Origin of the sequence: Blautia luti (genome assembly GCF_013304735.1) — a bacterium.
Classification (GTDB): Bacteria; Bacillota; Clostridia; order Lachnospirales; family Lachnospiraceae; genus Blautia_A.
Genome location: NZ_JAAITI010000050.1, coordinates 1 through 20,393 on the forward strand (window position 1 = coordinate 1; position 20,393 = coordinate 20,393).

Consider the following 20,393-nt stretch of genomic DNA (forward strand, 5'->3'; position numbering starts at 1 on the left):
CAGATTTGTCGTAAATGTCGTAAATTTGTGGTCAAAAAATGATGAGAAATGGAGAGTGCTAATAAAATGAACGCAGGCAGCAAGGCAACTGCGTTCATGAGCAAGTAGCGAAAGCGGATTGCGAATGCCCTATTTATATAACGTACACGAATGTAAATGGATACTTGATTCCGAATCTTACGTATAAATCCGGTGAGCAGATGGAGCAACTTGGCAAGTATGGATTCTTACGTAGAGATTATCTGAAGAACCATAAAATTCTCTGTATCAGGTCATGCTTCTGCAGGACACTATTGGAGAGCATCTTCTGGAAGTGGACAAGGCAGCCAGAGAACGGGAAGAAGTGATTCTGAAACAGTTGACATGCATTTTCATATGTGCTATGCTTATGAAGATTTTGAAAGACAAAGAAAGAGTCTTTTCAAAGCAATTATTTTGGATCACTCCATTTGGGGTTAAGGCCATACGGACAGCCGGGTCCACTGCCGCTGATGGTAACTTTGGTTGCCTTATTGATTGAGTTAGAAGCTCAAATTTTATAAGTTGGTTCCTCTGATAACCACTATGCGCCTGATGTGCAGACTTGTGAAACGGTCAATAAGAGTAGTAAAAGTATGATTGCTATATAGACTCTGACATATATCATCTGGATTTCTATTTTATGTAAATACGAGGATTCCTGTATTTATTATAAGTCAATGGAGATAGAATCGGGAAGAATGATCCAAGCAGGTTTGCAGTTTTGAGGCAGCCTGCTTTTTTGTGTAATAGAAAATTCCGTTGGAATTTCCTGTTATATAAAAAGCTCTGCCGGGTAGGATACCACTGCAATGGAAGAGCAGATGGCGCTGGAGACGCCCCTTTACAGGCGGAGAATCCTGCAAACAGGATTCTTTATACAGACAAAGGAACTGGAAATGGAGACGCAATGAACAGAACTCGTTTTAAACTGAACCAGAATCGTGCACCAATTCACGAGGTTCTGGAAAATTTCCGGCGCATGAGGGTGGTACCCTTCGATGTGCCAGGACATAAAAGAGGAAGAGGAAATCCGGAACTTACTGAGTTTCTGGGGCAGAAATGTGTAGGCGTGGATGTAAACAGCATGAAGCCTCTTGATAATCTCTGTCATCCTGTATCCGTGATCCGGGAGGCAGAAGAACTGGCAGCAGATGCCTTTGGAGCAGCTCACGCCTTTCTCATGGTTGGCGGAACTACAAGCTCCGTACAGACCATGGTGTTAACTGCCTGTAAGAGGGGAGACGAGATCATTCTTCCCCGCAATGTTCACAGAAGCGTGCTGAATGCGCTGGTTCTGTGCGGAGCAATTCCGGTTTATGTGAATCCGGAAGTAGATCAGAGACTTGGAATTTCTCTTGGAATGCGCCGTGAACAGGTGGCAAAGGCAATTAAGGAGCATCCCAATGCGGTGGCTGTGCTGGTAAACAATCCCACCTATTATGGAATTTGTAGTGACCTTCGTGCAATTGTGCGGATGGCTCATGAAGCAGGAATGCTGTGTCTGGCAGATGAAGCCCATGGGACTCATTTTTATTTTGGAGGAGGCCTGCCGGTTTCGGCAATGGAAGCTGGTGCAGATATGGCATCTGTATCCATGCATAAAAGCGGCGGAAGCCTGACCCAGTCCAGTCTTCTTCTGACTGGACCTGGCGTCCATGCAGGTTATGTCCGTCAGATCATCAACCTGACCCAGACTACCTCCGGAAGCTATCTTCTGATGTCAAGTCTTGACATTTCCCGTAGGAATCTTGCACAGCGAGGACGTCAGATTTTCCATCAGGTAGCAGATATGGCAGAATACGCAAGGGAAGAGATTAACGCCATTGGCGGCTATTACGCATTTGGAAAAGAACTGATGAATGGAGATTCGGTTTTTGATTTTGACATTACGAAATTAAGTGTGCATACTCTGGATATCGGACTTGCAGGAATTGAGGTTTACGACATTCTGAGAGATGAATATGATATTCAGATCGAATTTGGTGATATTGGAAATATTCTGGCTTATCTGTCAATTGGAGACCGTGCCCAGGAAATAGAGCGGCTGGTAAGTGCCCTTGCGGAAATCCGCAGGCGTTTCCAGAAGGATAAATCAGGGTTGCTGGATCAGGAATATATTGATCCCCAGGTAGTAACAAGCCCTCAGGAAGCGTTTTATGCAGAAAAATGCAGCCTTCCTCTCAGGGAAACGGAAGGAAAGGTATGCAGTGAATTTGTAATGTGTTATCCTCCGGGAATCCCAATTCTGGCTCCAGGGGAGCGAATTACCCCGGAAATTCTGGATTACATTGAATATGCCAAGGCAAAAGGATGCAACATGACAGGTCCGGAAGATCCGGATATATTACGATTAAATGTGTTGGAGCGTGTTTGAAAAAGGCTGTCTGCAAATTGTGACACACATCTTGCGGGAATGATTTTAAAACATACTCTGGCAGGGAGGTAAAGAAAATGGAAATGTGGTTTTCGGAATTTCATACACCGGATGTGAAGCATAGTATCCGGGTAAACCGTCAGCTCTACTCAAAGCAGAGCGACTATCAGCGAATTGATATTTTTGAGACACCTGAATTTGGCAGGGTTCTTACACTGGACGGAAATGTAATGCTCACGGAACGTGACGAATTTATTTATGACGAAATGATTACCCATGTACCTATGGCTGTTCACAAAGAAGCCAGGGATATTCTTGTGATCGGAGCAGGAGACGGAGGAGTTGTACGTGAACTGACCAGATATGACCGTGTCCGCCATATTGATCTGGTAGAGATGGATCCCATGGTAGTGGAAGCCTGCCGTGCCTATCTTCCGGGAAATGCCTGCAGGCTTGATGACAGGAGAGTGCACCTTCATTATGAAAATGCATTGAAATTTATCCGACGTTGTGAAAATAAATATGACCTTATTATTGTGGATTCTTCCGATCCTTTTGGTCCTTCGGAAGGCTTGTTTACCCGAGAATTTTATGGAAATTGTTATAATGCGCTGAAAGAGGATGGAATCATGGTCAATCAGCAGGGAAGTCCTTTTTATTCTGAGGACGCCCATGCCATGCAGCGCAGTCACAAAAGAATTGCCAGTACGTTCCAGATCAGTCGTGTTTATCAGGCGCATATTCCTACCTTTGCTGCCGGCTATTGGCTGTTTGGTTTTGCAAGTAAAAAGTACCATCCGGTGGATGATCTGGATTCGGAGGCATGGAGCGCCCTGAATTTTCGCACCCGTTACTATACCACAAGGCTTCACAAAGGCGCATTTTATCTTCCGGCTTTTCTGGAGGAAATGCTTCAGGAGGTGGAGGACTGATTTATGATTTTACCAAATATTGAGAATTTTATCGGCTGTGACAGCAGCTTTGAGGAAGCAGGGATTGTTCTTTATGGAGCGCCCTTTGATTCTACCACAAGCTTTCGTCCTGGAGCCAGGTTCGGCCCCTCTGCCATTCGTCATGAAAGCTTTGGACTGGAAACCTACAGCCCTTATCAGAACCGCGACCTTACAGATATTCAGGTATTTGACAGTGGAGATCTGGAGCTTTGCTTCGGTAGCAGTGAAATGGCGCTTGCTGATATACAGAATCGTGCCTGGGAAATTCTGGAAGCAGGAAAGATACCCTTGCTTTTAGGCGGCGAGCATCTGGTGACGCTAGCGGCTGTAAGAGCCGTAGCCAGAAAATATCCAGGGCTTCATATTATTCATTTTGATGCCCACGCAGATTTGAGGGATGATTATCTTGGTGCCCGTTTAAGCCATGCGTGTGTCATCCGCAGATGCCATGATATTCTGGGAGATGGACGGATCCATCAGTTTTGCATCCGAAGTGGGGAAAGAGAAGAATTCTGGTTTGCAAAGGAGCATACAGATTTTCATCCTTTTACCTTTGAAGGCTTGGAAGAGACCATACAGGAATTGGACAGGGAGCAGGTTCCGGTATATTTTACCATTGATTTGGATTGCCTGGATCCATCCGTATTTTCGGGAACCGGTACACCGGAAGCGGGAGGCGTAAGCTTCCTTGAACTTCTTGCGGCTATCCGGAAGGTATCAGAATTAAATATTGTGGGAGCAGATGTCAATGAGCTGGCACCTATGCTGGATCCAAGCGGTGTTTCCACAGCCACAGCATGCAAGGTGGTCAGGGAACTGCTGCTGGCAGTGGCGAAATAAAAACAGCTGCGATAGTGAAATATAAAAAAAGGAGATAAAAAACATGAGCAGAGTACTTGTAATCGGCTGCGGCGGAGTAGCCAGTGTAGCAATCCAGAAATGTTGTCAGGCAGATGAGGTATTTACAGAACTGTGTATTGCAAGCAGGACAAAAGAAAAATGTGATGCGCTTGCCCGGAAACTGGAGGGAAAAACAAAAACAGTTGTTACCACGGCAAAGGTAGATGCAGATGATGTAAACCAGCTGATCCAGCTGATCAACAGTTACAAACCGGATCTGGTAATGAACATTGCACTTCCATACCAGGATCTGACAATTATGGATGCCTGTCTGGCATGTGGCGTAAACTATATGGATACGGCAAATTATGAGCCCGAAGACACCGATGATCCGGAATGGCGGGCTATTTACGAAAAACGCTGTAAGGAAGCTGGATTTTCCGCATATTTTGATTATTCCTGGCAGTGGGCATACCGGCAGAAATTTGAAGAGGCAGGACTTACTGCACTTCTTGGCTGCGGCTTTGACCCGGGCGTTACACAGGCATACTGTGCATATGCATTAAAGCATGAGTTTGACCAGATTGATACTATTGATATTCTGGACTGCAACGGAGGAGACCACGGATATGCGTTTGCAACCAACTTTAACCCGGAGATCAACCTTCGTGAGGTAAGCGCTCCTGGAAGCTACTGGGAGAATGGACATTGGGTGGAAATTCCTCCGATGGCCATCAAGCGGGAATATGATTTTGACCAGGTTGGCGATAAGGATATGTATCTTCTTCATCACGAGGAAATCGAGTCCCTTGCCCAGACAATTCCGGGAGTAAAGAGAATTCGTTTCTTTATGACCTTTGGACAGAGCTACCTGGATCACATGCGCTGTCTGGAGGATGTGGGAATGCTTTCCACTACCCCGATCAACTATAACGGACAGGAAATTGTTCCCATCCAGTTTTTGAAGGCGCTTCTTCCGGATCCGGCAAGCCTTGGTCCCCGTACCAAAGGTAAAACCAATATTGGCTGTATTTTCACCGGAGTAAAGGATGGACAGGAGAAAACCTACTATATTTATAATATTTGTGACCATCAGGAATGCTATAAGGAGGTTGGAAGCCAGGCAATCAGCTACACGACAGGCGTTCCGGCCATGTGTGGGGCATTAATGATGCTTACCGGAAAATGGATTCGTCCAGGAGTGTATACAGTAGAAGAATTTGACCCGGATCCGTTCCTGGAGGCACTTGACAAATACGGACTTCCACGCAGTGAAAATCATAATCCGGAGCTGGTTGATTAATGGAAAAAACAGATATAAGACCACCCTTCGAAGCATCCGCCGGAATTATTCCACCGGAATTTCGGAAAATCAAGACGCCTTGTTATGTTCTTGACGAAACAGCGCTTATAAAAAATGCAGAATTAATGGGAAAGATTGCCGAAAAAACAGGATGTAAAATGCTCTTGGCGCAGAAGGCTTTCAGCAATTATGACTGCTATCACCTTCTGGAGCCTTATCTGGCTGGAACAGAAGCAAGTGGACTGTACGAAGCAAGGCTTGGCGCCCAAGAGATGCCAGGAAAAGAGGTACATGTATTTTGTGCTGGATACCGTGAGGATGAATTTGAAGAGCTGCTTTGCTTTGCAGATCATATAGTGTTTAACTCACCCTCCCAGCTTCTCCGTTTTGGAAAAAGAGCGAAGCAGGTCGGGAAAAGTGTAGGGCTCAGGATCAATCCGGAATGTTCTACCCAGGAAGGACATGAAATTTATGATCCTTGTGCCCCGGGCAGTCGTATGGGTACCACGAGAGCACAGTGGGAGGCTGCTGTGAAAATGCATCCGGATCTGACCGGATTATTGGATGGTATTCACTTTCACACCCTTTGCGAGCAGGATTCCTCTGATTTGGAAACTACTCTTGCAGCGGTAAAGGTGAAATTCGGAGATCTGATTTCTCAGGTAAAATGGCTGAACCTGGGAGGAGGACATCATATTACAAGACCAGGTTATGATATTGCACGGCTTGAAAAGTGCATTGAGGCGGCAAAGGAAGAATGGAAGGTGGATATTTACCTAGAACCTGGAGAGGCATGGGCTTTAAATGCAGGATTCTTTCTGACAACTGTGCTGGATGTACTGCAAAATGGTGATACACGGCTTGCAATTTTGGACGGAAGTGCTGCATGTCATATGCCAGACGTTCTGGAAATGCCTTACCGTCCGCCCCTTCTTGGAGCAGGGGAGCCAGGAGAGAATGCCGTTACAGTCCGTCTTGGAGGACCAACCTGTCTGTCCGGGGATGTTATAGGAGATTACAGCTTCCAAAAGCCTTTGGCATACGGAGATCTTCTCATGTTTGGTGATATGGCCATATATACAACCTGCAAAAACAATACCTTTAACGGAATGCCCCTGCCTGATATCTGGCTGCGGCATGGTGATGAAACCATGGAACGTCTGACGGATTTCGGTTACGAGGATTTTAAAGGCAGACTTGGACATCGCAGGAAATCAGAGTAGGTCTCCTGTAAAATTTGTAAAAAGACGTAAGTCATAGAAATGTGGCTTGCGTTTTTTGGTTAGGGCAGTGGATATGGAACTGGCATCAGCCGGATCCGAAAATATATAAGCTGCCATTTGAAAGGTAGAAACAGGGTTCAGTTCATTGCGGAAGTGGAACATATTATCAAGTACCACATCATAAGTTGCAATGGGGCGAGTTGTCTTAATATAACAATTTCTTTTGGAAATATGACGGATAATGGGAGTATGAAGGGCTACTGTCTGATTCGATTTCAGGTGCATGATCTTATCATGAAGAATCTTCTGGCTTTTCTGGAGTTCTGTGATCCGGTGTTCCATTCTTTCTTCAGCGGAGTTGAAAAATCAGTTGAAAAATTCTTATAAAATTAGCACTCACCTCTTGATAATGGAAGTCGATTTTTGTCCTGTCTTGTGTATCCCGGAAGTACCTGTTTTACAGGCTTTCCGGGGCATCAGCCATTTTGTCTGGTATTGTAAAGCAGTGCCAGATTTGTCGTAAATGTCGTAAATTTGTGGTCAAAAAATGATGAGAAATGGAGAGTGCTAATAAAATGAAATTAACGTATACGAATGTAAATGGATACCTTATTCCGAATCTCACCTATAAATCCGGTGAGCAGATGGAGCAACTTGGCAAGTATGGTTTTCTTCGCAGAGATTATCTGAAAAACCATCGAAATTCAACCTATCAGGTGATGCTTTTACAGGATACGATTGGAGAACACCTTCTGAAAGTAGATAAGGCAGCCAGAGAACGGGAAGAAGTGATCCTGAAGCAGTTGGAAGAAAAAGTGCCACTGCCGGATAAGGAGAAAGATCAGATGGCATGGGTAAGAGCTGCCAATCAGCATAGAGCGATTGCAGAAGAGATTATTCTTAAAGAATTGATTTATGTATAAACGTTACCAGTAAACAATCTGGCAGATAACTAATGAAAATTGAATATTGTGAGCGAAGTAAGGCGTGAGTCATAAGATATGACTTGCGTCTTTTTCTTTGCCTGAAAGGAAGTGATAAGTTTGAACAAGAAGTTTTTGAAGCATTATATGGAAACCAATCCAGAAGGGACAGCACAGACCTATATCTTTCTGGTGGACAATCAGGATATAGCGTTGAATATTGTAATGTCAGGTTATCAGGCACTTTGTCTGGTTCAGGAAGATGACGGATATTATTTCAGTGCAGATTCCTTTATAGAAGAAATGAGAGCTATTCAGTTTACTGGAAGCTGCCAGTGTGCCTATCATTATGTGGCTTCCTGTTCAGTGAAGTGGATAAATGATAAGTTACTGACATTTTTCAAAGACGCTGGTCTTGATGGAAAAGCAGGCTGGCAGTTGTTCAAAGAGAAAGAGTATCTTGGCAAACTGGATAATCAGAAGGAAGTTGAGAAATTACTGGAACAGTATATTCTTCGGTTTGAGCGAGATCCAAAAGAAGAACCGGAACTGAGCCGGTTTCACTTATTTGATGCAAAAGGAAATGTGAAAAGTGTTCGGGACATGGAGATTGTAGATTACCTGGTGGAGAATGTTCAGTTTTTTGTGGTGGGAATCACACCTTATTATTATGAACACGGCGTTTTCCTGGAAGACCATGATGGAGTAAGAATGAAATACCGTATCCAGAAGCTGATCTATCGAGATCAGGTACAGAGTGGAGTGATCAAAAGAATCTATAATCTACTGATCACACAGCCAAAAGTTCACCGAGAGGCATATGAACTAAATAAACAGCCTGTGCGGTGGATCAATTTCAAAAATGGATATTATGATCCGGTTACGGGTGAAATGCTGGAACACAATCCGGATTATCTGACAATCAATCAGATTCCATTTCCCTATTATCCAGAAGATTGTGAGCAGGTGCTGCAGGGTGGAGAAAATATCAAAAAGTATCTTGCATCGTCTTTACCGAACAAAGAAGAACAGCAGACATTCTGGGAGTATTTTGGATACTGCATGACACAGGACACGCAGTTTCAGAAATTCCTTACGCTGAAAGGAAATGGTGGAACCGGAAAGTCAGTGGCAGTATCACTGATCCAGCATGTAGTTGGAATCACCAATATGTCCAGTATTTCTCTACAAGATCTGAACAAACGATTCTATGCGACTGGAATGTACGGAAAGCTGTTAAATGCCTGTGCGGATATTCCCTGCAAAGCAATGGAGAACACAGATGTATTAAAGAAAGCAGTCGGTGAAGATACACTGATCTATGAGAAAAAGGGACAGGATGCAATCCATTTTCACTCTTATGCAAAGTTACTCTTTTCTACCAATGAAATGCCCCAGAATCTTGAGGATAAGTCAGATGCTTTTTACCGTAGATTATTGATCCTTGATATGAACCGGGTAGTAAAAAGCGGTGAAAAAGATCTGCACTTAAAGGAAAAGGTACAGGCAGAATCCGATTATGCGATTCATATGGCGATGATTGCATTGAAAAAACTGTATGAACAGGGAAAGTTTACGGAGAGCGAGCACAGCAAAGAATGTGTAAGAGAAGTGCAACGGACGTCAGATAGTATCTGTGCTTTTATTGATGAGTCATTGGTGCGTGCCAAAGGAAAACGCCTGAAACGAAGTGAAGTGTTCCATATGTATGAGGAATACTGCAAAGAGAATGGCAGACAGGGGCATGGTAAATCCAACTTTTTCAGGAATATGACAGATAAAGGTTTCCTTCTGAAGCAGTACAATGGTGAGTTCTATTATCAGGATATTGCAGTTAAGGAAGAAGATTTTTGTCCTGTAGATCCAGAAGAAAGAATACCTTTTGAAGAAACAGATACAGATTATAAACAGTTACAATTAAATATGAATCAGGGAATTAAGGGCATTTAGGGCAAAATAAGCAAAAAGAAATGTTACCGGAGCAGGAGAAATAACAAAGATAGCTGCCAAAGTACATAAAATTTTGCTTTTTTTACACTGACTGCCCTTTTTATGTATCAACGTTTTAGCTGATACAAATATAGGTTTTTCCCGAATTTGGGAGAAAGTCAAAAATAAACATTAAGAAAGAATGAGGTATGATTATGAGAATGATGAAAAATAACAATAATGAAACAATTGTGGTGATCGGGATTGATCATGGTTATGGAAACATGAAAACAGCCACCAGATGTTTTCCATCCGGTGTAGCCAGATATGACAAGGAGCCAATCTTTCAGAACAATCTTCTTGTTTACAATGGCATGTATTACCAGATCGGAGAGGAACACAAGGAGTTCTGTGCAGAGAAAACGCAGGATGAGGACTATTATGTGCTGACGTTGGCAGCTATTGCAAAGGAACTGGATGGAAAAGGAATGAACCGGGCAAAGGTACATATTGCAGCCGGACTTCCGCTTACCTGGGTGGCGACACAGAAAGAAGATTTTCAGAAATATCTTCTCCAGAATGAATGTGTAGATTTTACATTCCGCAATAAAGAATATCATGTGGAGTTTGCAGGAGCAGACATTTACCCACAGGGATTTGCAGCAGCCTTTTACCGCTTACAGGATTTCAAGGGCATCAATATGCTGGCAGATATTGGAAATGGAACTATGAATATCATGTATATCAATAATTCACGTCCATTAGAGAAGAAATGTTTTACAGAGAAATATGGAACACACCAGTGTGTGCTTGCTGTCAGGGAATCCCTGCTGAAAGAACTGGGAACGGTGGTGGACGATCTGGTGATTGAGCAGGTGATCCGTACCGGGACAGCAGACATTGGTGAAAAATATCTTTCAGTCATTCGCAAAGCTGCCGGGGATTATACGAAAGAAATCTTCCATAAGCTGAGGGAACGGGAATATAATCCAGAACTGATGCGTTTATATGTGGTCGGTGGCGGAGGTTGTATGATCCAGAATTTTGGAGAATATGACAAGAACCGAGTGACGATTGTACGAGATATTTGTGCCACAGCGAAAGGCTATGAAGCAATGACTGTAAGGAAAATCCAGAGAAACGGAGGGATGCTTGTATGAGAAAGGAACGGAAAATCATCAACACAAATATCCGCTTAAATCTTTGTGATGAGCAGGACAGACAGGCATGGGAATATTTGCAGACGATGGACAGGGAAAAATATAAATCGTACACCAGAGCAGTTGTAGTTGCTTTAAACGATTATTTTTCCAGAGAGTACAGGAATGAAGCAGATCCGTATCTGGAAACCAGAGAAAAGGAAGATGCGTTTTTGGAAAGAGTGGAAACAGCTGTACGGGATGGAGTAAAGGAATCCGTCCCGATGGCTATAGCGAAGAATCTGATGGAAATGCTTGTACCGTTTGTAAAAGAATCGGTAGGAGAAAGTGATCTGCCGGACAGAACACTGACTATGGAGAAAACGGATGGAGAGATTGCAGAAGATAATCTGGACTGGGAGAAAGAAGCTGATATGGATGCAGCACTGGATTTTGCAGACAGTTTTTAGATGGTTATGAAATAGCAGTAACAGGAAAACAGACTGACAGTAAGGACTAGCTTTACAAAAGCAGAATAGCAGAAAAAGGTAATGGCAGTGGTGACATTTCAGACATTATAAATTGGAGAAATGTTTATGACTGCTATTTTTATGTCTTTTAGCAGAAATGGAAAGAGATCCAGAAAAAGAAAGACAGAAATAACAGGAAAATATAACAGAAAAGCGTTGGCAGATGGGTGGATGGAACAAGCAAGGCGAAGAAAAGAATAGAGTGCCGGATACGGCACAGGATTGTCCGATACTTCGCATCGGAGTGATGCATGAACAGCCTGTTTCAGAAAGAGAAAATCTATCGAAATGGGAGCTTTTCTATTTCTTCCACAGTCTGTCCCTGCACCACAAAACCACCGTCATCTCCATTTAGATTTGATAATGCAGTGGGGAAAATGTTGCTTGGCTAGTGTTGCTTCAGTAGTGGGGAGATGACAGGCAAGTTTCGCAAAGTGGCAAGCCACTCTGCACCGGAGCCAGCCTTTGGGCTGTTCCTAAACTTGCCAGAGGGCTCTGCCCCTTGGAACCCTGGCACGTCAATGGCGTAAGTATTCCTGCGAAATGTCCACCGGACATTTCTACAGAACACTTACTGATTGACTAGGGTTTCACCCTGCACCCACCAAAGGGGCGTTGCCCCTTATGGAATCCCGTTGTTAATTTATCGGTCAGAATGATTTGTCTGTTAATAAAGAATAAAAATCAAGCAAAGAAAGGAGACGAAAGCCTATGAGAAAACGAAATTATACAGTAACCATACGGATGAATAAAGAGGAATACGATCTGTTTCAGAGCAAGGTTAAAGAATCAGGAAGAACACAGCAGGAAGTTGTAATAAAAGCAATCGCAGATTTGAAGATAGCTTCTACAGAGGAAGTGGAAGAATTAAAAAGATTGAACCAGATGTTTGCAGATATTCTCAGTCAGCTTCGGGGAGCTACTACAAATATCAATCAGATTGCAAGAAAGCTGCATACAGATGGAGAAGTTCCAAATGACAGTATGTTGTATTTCCTCAACAAAAATATTCTCAAGTATCGGAAGGAGAGTGAGAGGATATGGCAGTTAATAAGACGATTAATAAGCGGACAAATACACATGGAGCAATGAGAAACTGCATCGAATATGTATTGCGACAGGACAAGACCAGCGAACTGCTTACCTATGTAACAGGCCCGTATCGCCATGATGAGATTGACTATGATCTGGTGTACAGAACCTTTCTGGAAGAAAAGAAGATGTGGAATAAAGATACCGGGAGAATGTATGCCCACAACATTATTTCCTGGCATAAAGATGAGCAGATCACCCCGGAGCAGGCGTTTGAATTTGGAAAAGAGTTTGCAGAAAAATGGTTCAGTGGATTCCAGACCTTAGTGGCTGTGCATAAGGATAAAAACCATATCCACTGCCATCTGGTTACCAATTCAGTAAGTTATGAAGATGGGAGAAAGCTGCATAACACCAAAAAGGATCTGGAATGTATGAAACAGCTTACCAATCAAATGTGCCGGGAACGTGGATTGACCATTGCAGAAAAAGGAAAACACTTTGACGGCAGTGAAATCGAAAAAGGCGAAGTTATTGCATGGAACAAGGATAAATATAACCTGTTCCGGCAACAGGTAAGGGACAGCTTTGTAGCGGATTGTGCAATGGCAGTGTTAAAGGCACTGGAAAATTGTATCAGCAAAGAAAAGTTTATAGAAAAAATGAAGCAGTTCGGGTGGAACGTAAATTGGACAGAGAAACGGAAGCACATCACATTCCAGAATCAGGATGGAAAGAAAGTGCGTGACAGCAATCTATCCAAAACATTCCATCTGGACATCAGCAAGGAGGGCTTGGAGAATGAATTTAATGGAAATAGGGAAAAATCCAGAGTTGCAGCCGACAGAGACAGCAGAGCAAACGAAGAACTCAGAAACTATTACAGAGAGCTTGACGCAGCCATCACAGACACCAGAGGAATCACCGATCAAGCTCAAAGTGGAGAGGGATATTCTCGTACAAAGTTTCGAAAAAGCGAAAGAGTTCATGCGAACACAGAAAAAGCAGATACAGACACTGGAAGAAGAGAAACAGACAATCTTATCCGACAGGCAGAGATTGCGAGAAGAAATTCGGAAATCAACCGTAGAAATTCAGCGTCTGACAACCGAACTGTCCGAAACGCAGAAGCTGAATCAGTCGCTTCAGCAGAGCAACGACGATCTGAGAAACAGAAATGGCTTAATGAGCAGGAACGAGCAAGAGCAGCTCGAAGAAGAAATAAAAGACGTTCGGGACCAGAACTCTAAATTACAGACACAGGTGAACCAATCGTCGGTGAAAGCGGTTGAACAGGCACAGCAAAAACAGGAAGAAGCAGAAAAACAGGCAAGACAGGCAGAGTATCAGGCTGAAAGGGAAAAGAAACGGGCAGATATGGAGATACAAAAAGCCAGGAGAAAAGCAAAATCGGAAATAGAGTATATGAAAGAAATACAGTTTTTCTGGGCTTGGGGATATCTTTGTGTCATATTCTTTTCACTTATTCAGAATGGAGCATTTCAAAGGGATTTAATGCAACTGATCATGTTGCCAGTTAATTGGTGCAGAAAGTATGCGATATGGTTTGAACAGCTGGATTATATGGGATATTCTACGGGAGAGGTAGTTTTTGAACGAATATTTTCAAGTGCTGTGATTATGGCGGGAATTGTCGGGGGTGTATTTCTTGTATGGGGCGGAATTGAACGGTATCGAAAGATATGGGATGATATTTATAAAATGGTTTTGATAGCCAGCTTTTCCTTTATTGCGGTATTAGGAAACTTGATACGGGAATATTTGCCATTTAATCTGCTGTTTGTGATTTTTGTCATAAATGTAGGGGCTGTTCTGATTAGAATATACTTGAATAATAAGAATGTTGGCTATTGAACAATAAATCGAATTTATTTGCTATAATGAATTTCTATATTTTCTTGTCAGTCAGTCCTAACGGTGTTACACTGAAAGAGTATAGAAACTCAAACGATGTTACCTATTGTAGGGACTGGAGCTTTATAAGGTAACATTTTTTTATATGAGAAAGTTAGATAAAACTAATTGCTGAAGGAGATAAGCTATGATGTTTTATGAAAGAGGAGACAAAAGTAAGAAAAGCAGCGGAAGAAAGTGGACAGGTGTAATATGAGAACAGTAACAACAGAGGACAATCCATATAAGGTTGCTGGAGATATACTTTTTGCGTCTTCGGAAGTGGAATCGGATTTCAGAAGTGTTGATTTATATGGATCTTCTGTCCGGAGAAAAAAAGAAGATGCTATATGTTCAAGATTTCATCTTGAGAATGAAAGTGGTACAGGAGATATCGCCGTATATCAGACATTTCCAGGAATGGAGCTGGTCTATAATGATATGCATATGGAATATTGTAATAAGATGCAGAGTCCACGTCCTGGATTTATTGAAATTAATTATTGTCGGGAGGGGCGGTGTGAGTGTGCGTTTGGAGAGCGTAGTTATTGCTATATGGCAGCGGGAAATTTATCCATTTGTACCTTGCATAAGAAATCACATACATCAACATTTCCTACTTCCCATTATCATGGGATAACGATAACGATTGAGTTGGAAGAAATTACAGATGAGATGAGAAGAATCTTGAAACTTCTTTCTATTAATCTTACTCGAATTTCAGAGTTTGCAGGAAAACAGGATTTTTATATGGTTCGTGCAAATGAAACTGTCCAACATATATTTTCGGAATTATATACTGTTCAGGAACATATAAAGCCTAGTTATATCAGAATAAAGCTTCTGGAGCTTTTATTGATACTAACAGAAATGGATTTTGACAGGATTAAGAACGACTATGTTTATTTCTCAAAATCGCAAAGGAACTGTACCAGACAGATTCATGATTTTATTGTAGGACATATCAAAGAACATTATACAATTGAGGAGTTGGCAGAGCGTTTTGAAATATCACCTACGGCAATGAAACGTTGTTTTAAGGGAATGTATGGTGCACCTGTTTATGCGTATCTCCGGACTTATCGTTTACAAATTGCTGAAAAATTATTACGGGAGGGGAATTTATCTGTAGGTGAAATCGCAACAGAAATCGGATATACAAATCCCAATAAATTTACTTCGGCATTTCGAGGTGAATATGGAATGACACCAACGGAGTATAAAAAGAATGTCTGATTGGATAGAAACTAGTCTGCCAGGTCATTGAGTTTCATATTAGTACCAGATAAAATATGTATTGGTTAGATAATACTAACTAATGCATATTTTTTATTTAGGAGGATTATAATGAAACAGAGAAAATTATTAACAAGTTTGTTTTTAGCAGCAACTTTGTCTATTTCTTTATTGACGGGATGTGGAAATACAAGCAGTAGCACATCTGAAACAAAGCAAACAGAAAACAGTGCTACAGAAGAACAGACTACAAGCGTACAGAAGGAAAGTGAAACTGATGAGAATCAGGATGCAGCAGATCAGCTTTTATGCGATCTGAAAGGTACTTATCAGGAACTGTGGCCGGTTATTCTGGCAGATGAATACGATCAGCTGTGGCTCGATGACAGTGCTGCAATTGTAGGAGAGGATAATGCTCAGGCGGCTGTTGAAAAAATGTCTTCTATGGTAACTGGAACAGTCACCGGTGAAGAAGCAGTGGAAACCTACAAGGATGGAAATATGGCATACGACTGTGAATTTTTACAGAATATAGATCAGTTCACGTTTGACGGAACAACAATATCTGGTGTGGATGAAGAGGGGAATGATGTATTCAGTCATTCTTATCATTACGTAGGTATGGAAGAAACGCGTGGTCTGTACATCTACGAAAGTGATGATGCTGATTCCGGCGAGTTTACCTATTTCTGTATCGCTCCGGATACGATGAAAACTACATGGCACATTGAGTTCAGATATGGAAGTGACCTGGATGCATTGGAAAAATATGATGCAGGTGAATATGCTTATTGGCTGGCAGCAGGAATTTCTGTTGACTATACGAAAGCCGATGTTGAGAACTGTATACAGTTATTCTGTAAAGAGAATCTGTCTGAATAGTGAAAATAAATTTGAGTCGGTGGAAATCGGAGAGATTCTGATGCCACCGGCTTTTTGAGGAGGATATAAGGTCATGAGCAAAAAGAAAAATGCCGAGTTATCCCGGATGTGGGGATTTGCAGGGAAACGTCATTGGTTGACTATTGCCAGCTGCATTCTGGCAGGAATATCCACGGTGCTTTCTATTATTCCATTTGTCTGTATCTGGTTTGTGATTCGGGATATCTTGTATGCGATGAAAAAGGGAGATTTGTCACTGGCAGCTTCCAGTGGGCATTATGCGTGGCTTGCAGTAGCATTTTCGTTACTTAGTATTTTATTATATTTTGTAGCATTATGTTGTTCGCATCTGGCAGCATTTCGTACAGCTACCAATATGAAAAAAGAGGCAATGCACCATATTGTCACGTTACCGCTTGGATATTTCAGTCAGAATGCCAGTGGCAGACTTCGGAAAATTATTGATGACAATGCTGGACTGACCGAAGGGTTTCTGGCACATCAGTTGCCGGATCTGACCGGTGCAGTTGTTATGCCGGTTGCAGTCATCAGTTTGTTGTTTGTCTTTGACTGGAGACTTGGAATCTGTTGTTTGATTCCACTGGCAATCAGTGTATTTTTCTTAAAGAAAATGATGGGTGGAGATAATGCCGATTTTATGTCGGGATACATGACCGCACTGGAAAATATGAATAAAGAAGCGGTAGAATTCGTTCGTGGAATCCCGGTTGTAAAGGTATTCCAGCAAACCATTTACTCATTCAAAAACTTTCATGCAGCGATTGAAGAATACAAAAAATATGCCAGTGGATATGCAATCTGCTGTCGTATCCCATTGACGGGATTTAACATTACTTTAAATGGAACTTTTATTTTGCTGATCCCGACTGCACTGATGCTTTTTTCGGCAGCAAGTGGACAGGCGGATCGTCAGAAACTGTTTTTAGATTTCCTGTTTTACAGTCTGTTTACGCCAGTTTGTACAACAATGATGAATCGAATCATGTTTGCAAGCGAACAGTTAATGGCGGCAAAAAGTGCAGTAAGCAGAATAGAAGCAATTTTGCAGGAAAAACCGCTTAAAGAATCAAATACACAAAAACAGCCAAAGGATGCTTCTGTTGTATTCGAGGATGTTTCTTTTACTTATCCAGGTGCTAAGAAAAAAGCATTGTATCATGTAAGCTTCGAAGTCCCTGATGGTAAGAAAATTGCATTAGTCGGAGCTTCCGGTAGTGGCAAATCTACAGCGGCCAGTCTGATTCCACGTTTTTATGATGTGCAGGAAGGAGACGTCTTAGTGGGTGGTGTGGATGTTCGTGAGATTGCTAAAAATGACCTCATGGATCAGATTGCATTTGTGTTCCAGAACACCCGTCTTTTCAATGATACCTTACTTGAAAATATCAGAGCTTCCAGGCCAGATGCCACACGTGAAGAAGTGATGAGAGCGGCAGAAGCAGCACAATGTCAGGATATCATAGAGAGACTTCCAAATGGTTTGGATACTATAGTTGGAAGTGGAGGAACCTATCTGTCGGGTGGTGAAAATCAGCGGATTGCATTAGCACGTGCAATTCTGAAAGATGCACCAATTATTATACTTGATGAAGCGACAGCTTTTGCAGATGCGGAAAATGAGCATCAGATCCAGCTTGCCTTTGAAGGACTGACCAGCGGAAAAACAGTACTTATGATTGCACATCGTCTGTCCACGATTCAGGATGCAGATATGATTCTGGTCTTTGGTGATGGAAAAATAATAGAACGAGGCAATCATGATGAATTGCTGAAACAGAATGGTGTCTACGCATCCATGTGGAAAGAATATCAGACACAGATTATCTGGAAGGTTGGAACGACTGTGAGAAAGGAGGAAAATCATGATTAACAGATTACAGAAAAAATACGCTCTGAGTGTCCAGGGTGCAAAGGATCTTTTTAAAGCAATTGTTTATTCTGTACTGGCAAATATCAGTCTGATGCTCCCGGTTGCCCTACTTGCAATAGTATTAAATACGATGCTTCCTATGGCTCTTGGAATGGAAGAAAAAGTGGCAGGATTTGCAGGATATACAGTTGTTGGAATTATCATTTTAGTGATTATTTTTGTCCTTCATTATCTGCAGTATACAAAAGCCTATATTGGTACCTATGAGGAAAGTGAACGTAGACGCATTACACTTGCAGAAAAGCTCAGGACGTTACCGCTTGGATTTTTCCATGAACGTGACCTTGCTGATCTGACAAGTACAATTATGGGCGACTGTGCCAGTTTTGAGCATGCGTTTTCCCATACAGTTCCGCAATTTTTTGGAGCACTTATTTCTACAAGTATTGTGTGTCTGGTACTTCTTGTTATGAACTGGAAAATGGGAATTGCTCTTTTGTGGGTTGCACCGGTGGCATTTGCAATTGTTCTTCTTTCACGCAAGTGGCAGGAACTGCTTGCAAAGAAATATATGACAACAAGAATTGATTTGTCAGAAGGAATACAGGAATGTCTGGAAACGGTACAGGATATTAAGGCATGTAATCAGGAGAAAACTTATCTGGAGAAACTGGATGCGAAATTGGATGCAGCAGAAAAAGCGCAGATTTCCAGTGAAATGGTCAGTGCGAGTCTTCTTACAACCGGTCAGATGGTCTTACGGCTTGGACTGGCAACGGTTATTGTTGTGGGAAGTTCGCTGATTTTAAAGGAAAAAATTGATCTGTTTACTTATATTCTATATTTGATCGCAGCCTCCCGTCTGTATGATCCACTTTCTGGAGCTATGGCGAATATGGCAGAACTTTTTGGTGTGAATTTACAGGTAAAACGCTTGAAAGAAATCCAGGAATATCCGTTAGAAAACGGGCAGACAGAGTATCACACCAAAGGATATGATGTGATTTTTGACCATGTGAAGTTTTCTTATGAAACAGGAAAAACAGTTTTAAAAGATGTATCTTTTACTGCAAAACAGGGACAGGTGACTGCATTAGTAGGACCATCCGGCGGTGGTAAGAGCACCATAGCAAAACTGGCAGCTAAATTCTATGACGTGGATGGTGGGAAAATTACACTTGGTGGTGCAGATATCGCAAAAATTGATCCGGTCGCATTGATGAAAGATTTTTCGATTGTTTTTCAGGATGTTGTTCTTTTCAATAATACAATTATGGAAAATATCCGTGTCGGACGAAAAGGTGCAAGTGATGAGGATGTTATTGCTGCAGCAAAGGCTGCAAAATGTCATGATTTTATCGAAAAATTGCCGCAGGGTTATCAGACGGTAATCGGAGAAAATGGTTCTACGCTTTCTGGCGGGGAGTGCCAACGTCTTTCCATTGCCCGTGCACTTTTAAAAGATGCACCTGTTATTTTACTGGATGAAGCAACTGCTTCTTTAGATGTGGACAGTGAAACACAGATACAGGAAGCGATATCTGAACTAGTCAGTGGGAAGACAGTTCTGGTAATCGCTCATAGGATGAGAACGATTGAAGCAGCGGATCAGATCGTTGTTCTGGATAAAGGTGTTGTGGCAGAAAAAGGAAACCATGATACGCTTATGAAGAAAAATGGTCTATATCGTAAGCTGGTTGGTCTGCAGACGGAAGCAGCAAATTGGAAACTTAGTGTATAGAACAAAAGGCACTGAAAACCATAGAATTATTGGTTTGCAGTGCCTTTTTTGAGCAAAGAGAAAAAATACAGTGAATTTAAGTTTTGCTAAGTTTCACTAAATTCTATTCGTTTGATTTCCGCCACTGTTTTGAGGGTTTCCGTTTTCCACAATCATCACAGGTATACGGCCAGTTGATTTTCCATTCAAAATATTCATCTCTGGTAATCACACCGGATTTCAGTTCATCCATTCGAACCACCCATTCTTTCAGAAAATCATTCAGAACTCCATAGTCAAACCACATACAGACAGGTGCATGAGCAGGCCAACTATCGTTGTCATGGTAGTAAACGGAAGTGTCAGCTACTTCATTGCATTTTTCACCAGGAAATTTCCGAGGTAGAAACAGATGCAGGGCAGATGGGTTAAATTCATCCAGCCAGAAAAGCAGTTCCATCATTTCGGAAGCGTCACGTCCAG

17 protein-coding genes and 2 pseudogenes are annotated in these 20,393 nt (G+C 42.1%); 17 read left to right on the top strand and 2 right to left on the bottom strand.

All coding sequences use genetic code 11. The annotated features are described in order from the left end of the window. The first annotated feature begins 131 nt into the window (after positions 1-131). From G5B06_RS19690 to G5B06_RS16975, 6 genes and pseudogenes are all read left to right on the top strand, one after another. A pseudogene (locus tag G5B06_RS19690) lies at positions 132-520 on the top strand (TnpV protein). A 408-nt stretch (positions 521-928) separates the two neighbouring features. Further along, positions 929-2,395 (top strand): aminotransferase class I/II-fold pyridoxal phosphate-dependent enzyme, encoded by a 1,467-nt coding sequence (locus G5B06_RS16955; RefSeq protein ID WP_173762567.1) that lies wholly within the window; start codon positions 929-931, stop codon positions 2,393-2,395. A 77-nt stretch (positions 2,396-2,472) separates the two neighbouring features. Then, a complete protein-coding gene (speE, locus tag G5B06_RS16960) occupies positions 2,473-3,327 on the top strand; it encodes a polyamine aminopropyltransferase (protein ID WP_173762559.1) in 855 nt (284 codons plus the stop codon). A 3-nt stretch (positions 3,328-3,330) separates the two neighbouring features. Next, positions 3,331-4,188 carry an agmatinase gene (gene speB / locus G5B06_RS16965; RefSeq protein WP_173762558.1) on the top strand — a complete coding sequence of 286 codons (858 nt, stop codon included), beginning with the start codon at positions 3,331-3,333 and terminating at the stop codon, positions 4,186-4,188. A gap of 43 nt (positions 4,189-4,231) precedes the next feature. Further along, the gene (locus G5B06_RS16970; RefSeq protein ID WP_173762557.1) at positions 4,232-5,491 is read left to right on the top strand and encodes a saccharopine dehydrogenase family protein; all 1,260 of its coding nucleotides are present in this window, start codon (positions 4,232-4,234) and stop codon (positions 5,489-5,491) included. After that, complete coding sequence (locus G5B06_RS16975) at positions 5,491-6,714, top strand: carboxynorspermidine decarboxylase (RefSeq protein WP_173762556.1); 1,224 nt, start codon at positions 5,491-5,493, stop codon at positions 6,712-6,714. The genes G5B06_RS16970 and G5B06_RS16975 overlap by 1 nt, the downstream gene beginning before the upstream one ends. Here the strand turns inward: G5B06_RS16975 and G5B06_RS16980 are convergent. After that, the gene (locus G5B06_RS16980; protein ID WP_173762555.1) at positions 6,706-7,056 is read right to left on the bottom strand and encodes a hypothetical protein; all 351 of its coding nucleotides are present in this window, start codon (positions 7,054-7,056) and stop codon (positions 6,706-6,708) included. The genes G5B06_RS16975 and G5B06_RS16980 overlap by 9 nt on opposite strands. 233 nt (positions 7,057-7,289) lie before the next feature. On the opposite strand from G5B06_RS16980, the gene G5B06_RS16985 reads away from it, so the two are divergent. The 11 genes from G5B06_RS16985 to G5B06_RS17035 all read left to right on the top strand — a co-directional run bounded on the left by G5B06_RS16985 (position 7,290) and on the right by G5B06_RS17035 (position 19,931). Beyond that, positions 7,290-7,637 carry a TnpV protein gene (locus tag G5B06_RS16985; RefSeq protein ID WP_173772571.1) on the top strand — a complete coding sequence of 116 codons (348 nt, stop codon included), beginning with the start codon at positions 7,290-7,292 and terminating at the stop codon, positions 7,635-7,637. Positions 7,638-7,748: 111 nt separating this feature from the next. Next, positions 7,749-9,587 (top strand): phage/plasmid primase, P4 family, encoded by a 1,839-nt coding sequence (locus G5B06_RS16990; protein WP_334297590.1) that lies wholly within the window; start codon positions 7,749-7,751, stop codon positions 9,585-9,587. Between the two features lie 194 nt (positions 9,588-9,781). Next, the gene (locus tag G5B06_RS16995) at positions 9,782-10,726 is read left to right on the top strand and encodes a ParM/StbA family protein (protein ID WP_173772574.1); all 945 of its coding nucleotides are present in this window, start codon (positions 9,782-9,784) and stop codon (positions 10,724-10,726) included. After that, positions 10,723-11,175 (top strand): hypothetical protein, encoded by a 453-nt coding sequence (locus tag G5B06_RS17000; protein WP_173772576.1) that lies wholly within the window; start codon positions 10,723-10,725, stop codon positions 11,173-11,175. Before G5B06_RS16995 ends, G5B06_RS17000 begins: the two co-directional genes overlap by 4 nt. 771 nt (positions 11,176-11,946) lie before the next feature. Next, positions 11,947-12,327, top strand: coding sequence for a plasmid mobilization protein (locus tag G5B06_RS17005; RefSeq protein ID WP_055303797.1), 381 nt, complete (start codon positions 11,947-11,949; stop codon positions 12,325-12,327). Next, positions 12,276-13,517 carry a relaxase/mobilization nuclease domain-containing protein gene (locus G5B06_RS17010; RefSeq protein ID WP_173772578.1) on the top strand — a complete coding sequence of 414 codons (1,242 nt, stop codon included), beginning with the start codon at positions 12,276-12,278 and terminating at the stop codon, positions 13,515-13,517. Before G5B06_RS17005 ends, G5B06_RS17010 begins: the two co-directional genes overlap by 52 nt. Before the next feature lie 28 nt (positions 13,518-13,545). Then, complete coding sequence (locus G5B06_RS17015) at positions 13,546-14,142, top strand: DUF6040 family protein (protein ID WP_173772580.1); 597 nt, start codon at positions 13,546-13,548, stop codon at positions 14,140-14,142. Between the two features lie 252 nt (positions 14,143-14,394). Beyond that, positions 14,395-15,417: a helix-turn-helix domain-containing protein gene (locus G5B06_RS17020; protein WP_019162565.1), complete on the top strand. Its 1,023-nt coding sequence runs from the start codon at positions 14,395-14,397 to the stop codon at positions 15,415-15,417. Positions 15,418-15,528: 111 nt separating this feature from the next. Further along, on the top strand, positions 15,529-16,299 hold the full coding sequence (locus G5B06_RS17025) for a hypothetical protein (RefSeq protein WP_055303795.1): 771 nt from the start codon (positions 15,529-15,531) through the stop codon (positions 16,297-16,299). Between the two features lie 73 nt (positions 16,300-16,372). After that, a complete protein-coding gene (locus tag G5B06_RS17030) occupies positions 16,373-18,190 on the top strand; it encodes an ABC transporter ATP-binding protein (protein WP_055303794.1) in 1,818 nt (605 codons plus the stop codon). After that, on the top strand, positions 18,183-19,931 hold the full coding sequence (locus G5B06_RS17035; RefSeq protein WP_173772582.1) for an ABC transporter ATP-binding protein: 1,749 nt from the start codon (positions 18,183-18,185) through the stop codon (positions 19,929-19,931). Before G5B06_RS17030 ends, G5B06_RS17035 begins: the two co-directional genes overlap by 8 nt. A gap of 103 nt (positions 19,932-20,034) precedes the next feature. Here the strand turns inward: G5B06_RS17035 and G5B06_RS17040 are convergent. Continuing rightward, a pseudogene (locus G5B06_RS17040) lies at positions 20,035-20,393 on the bottom strand (XRE family transcriptional regulator); the annotation flags it as partial.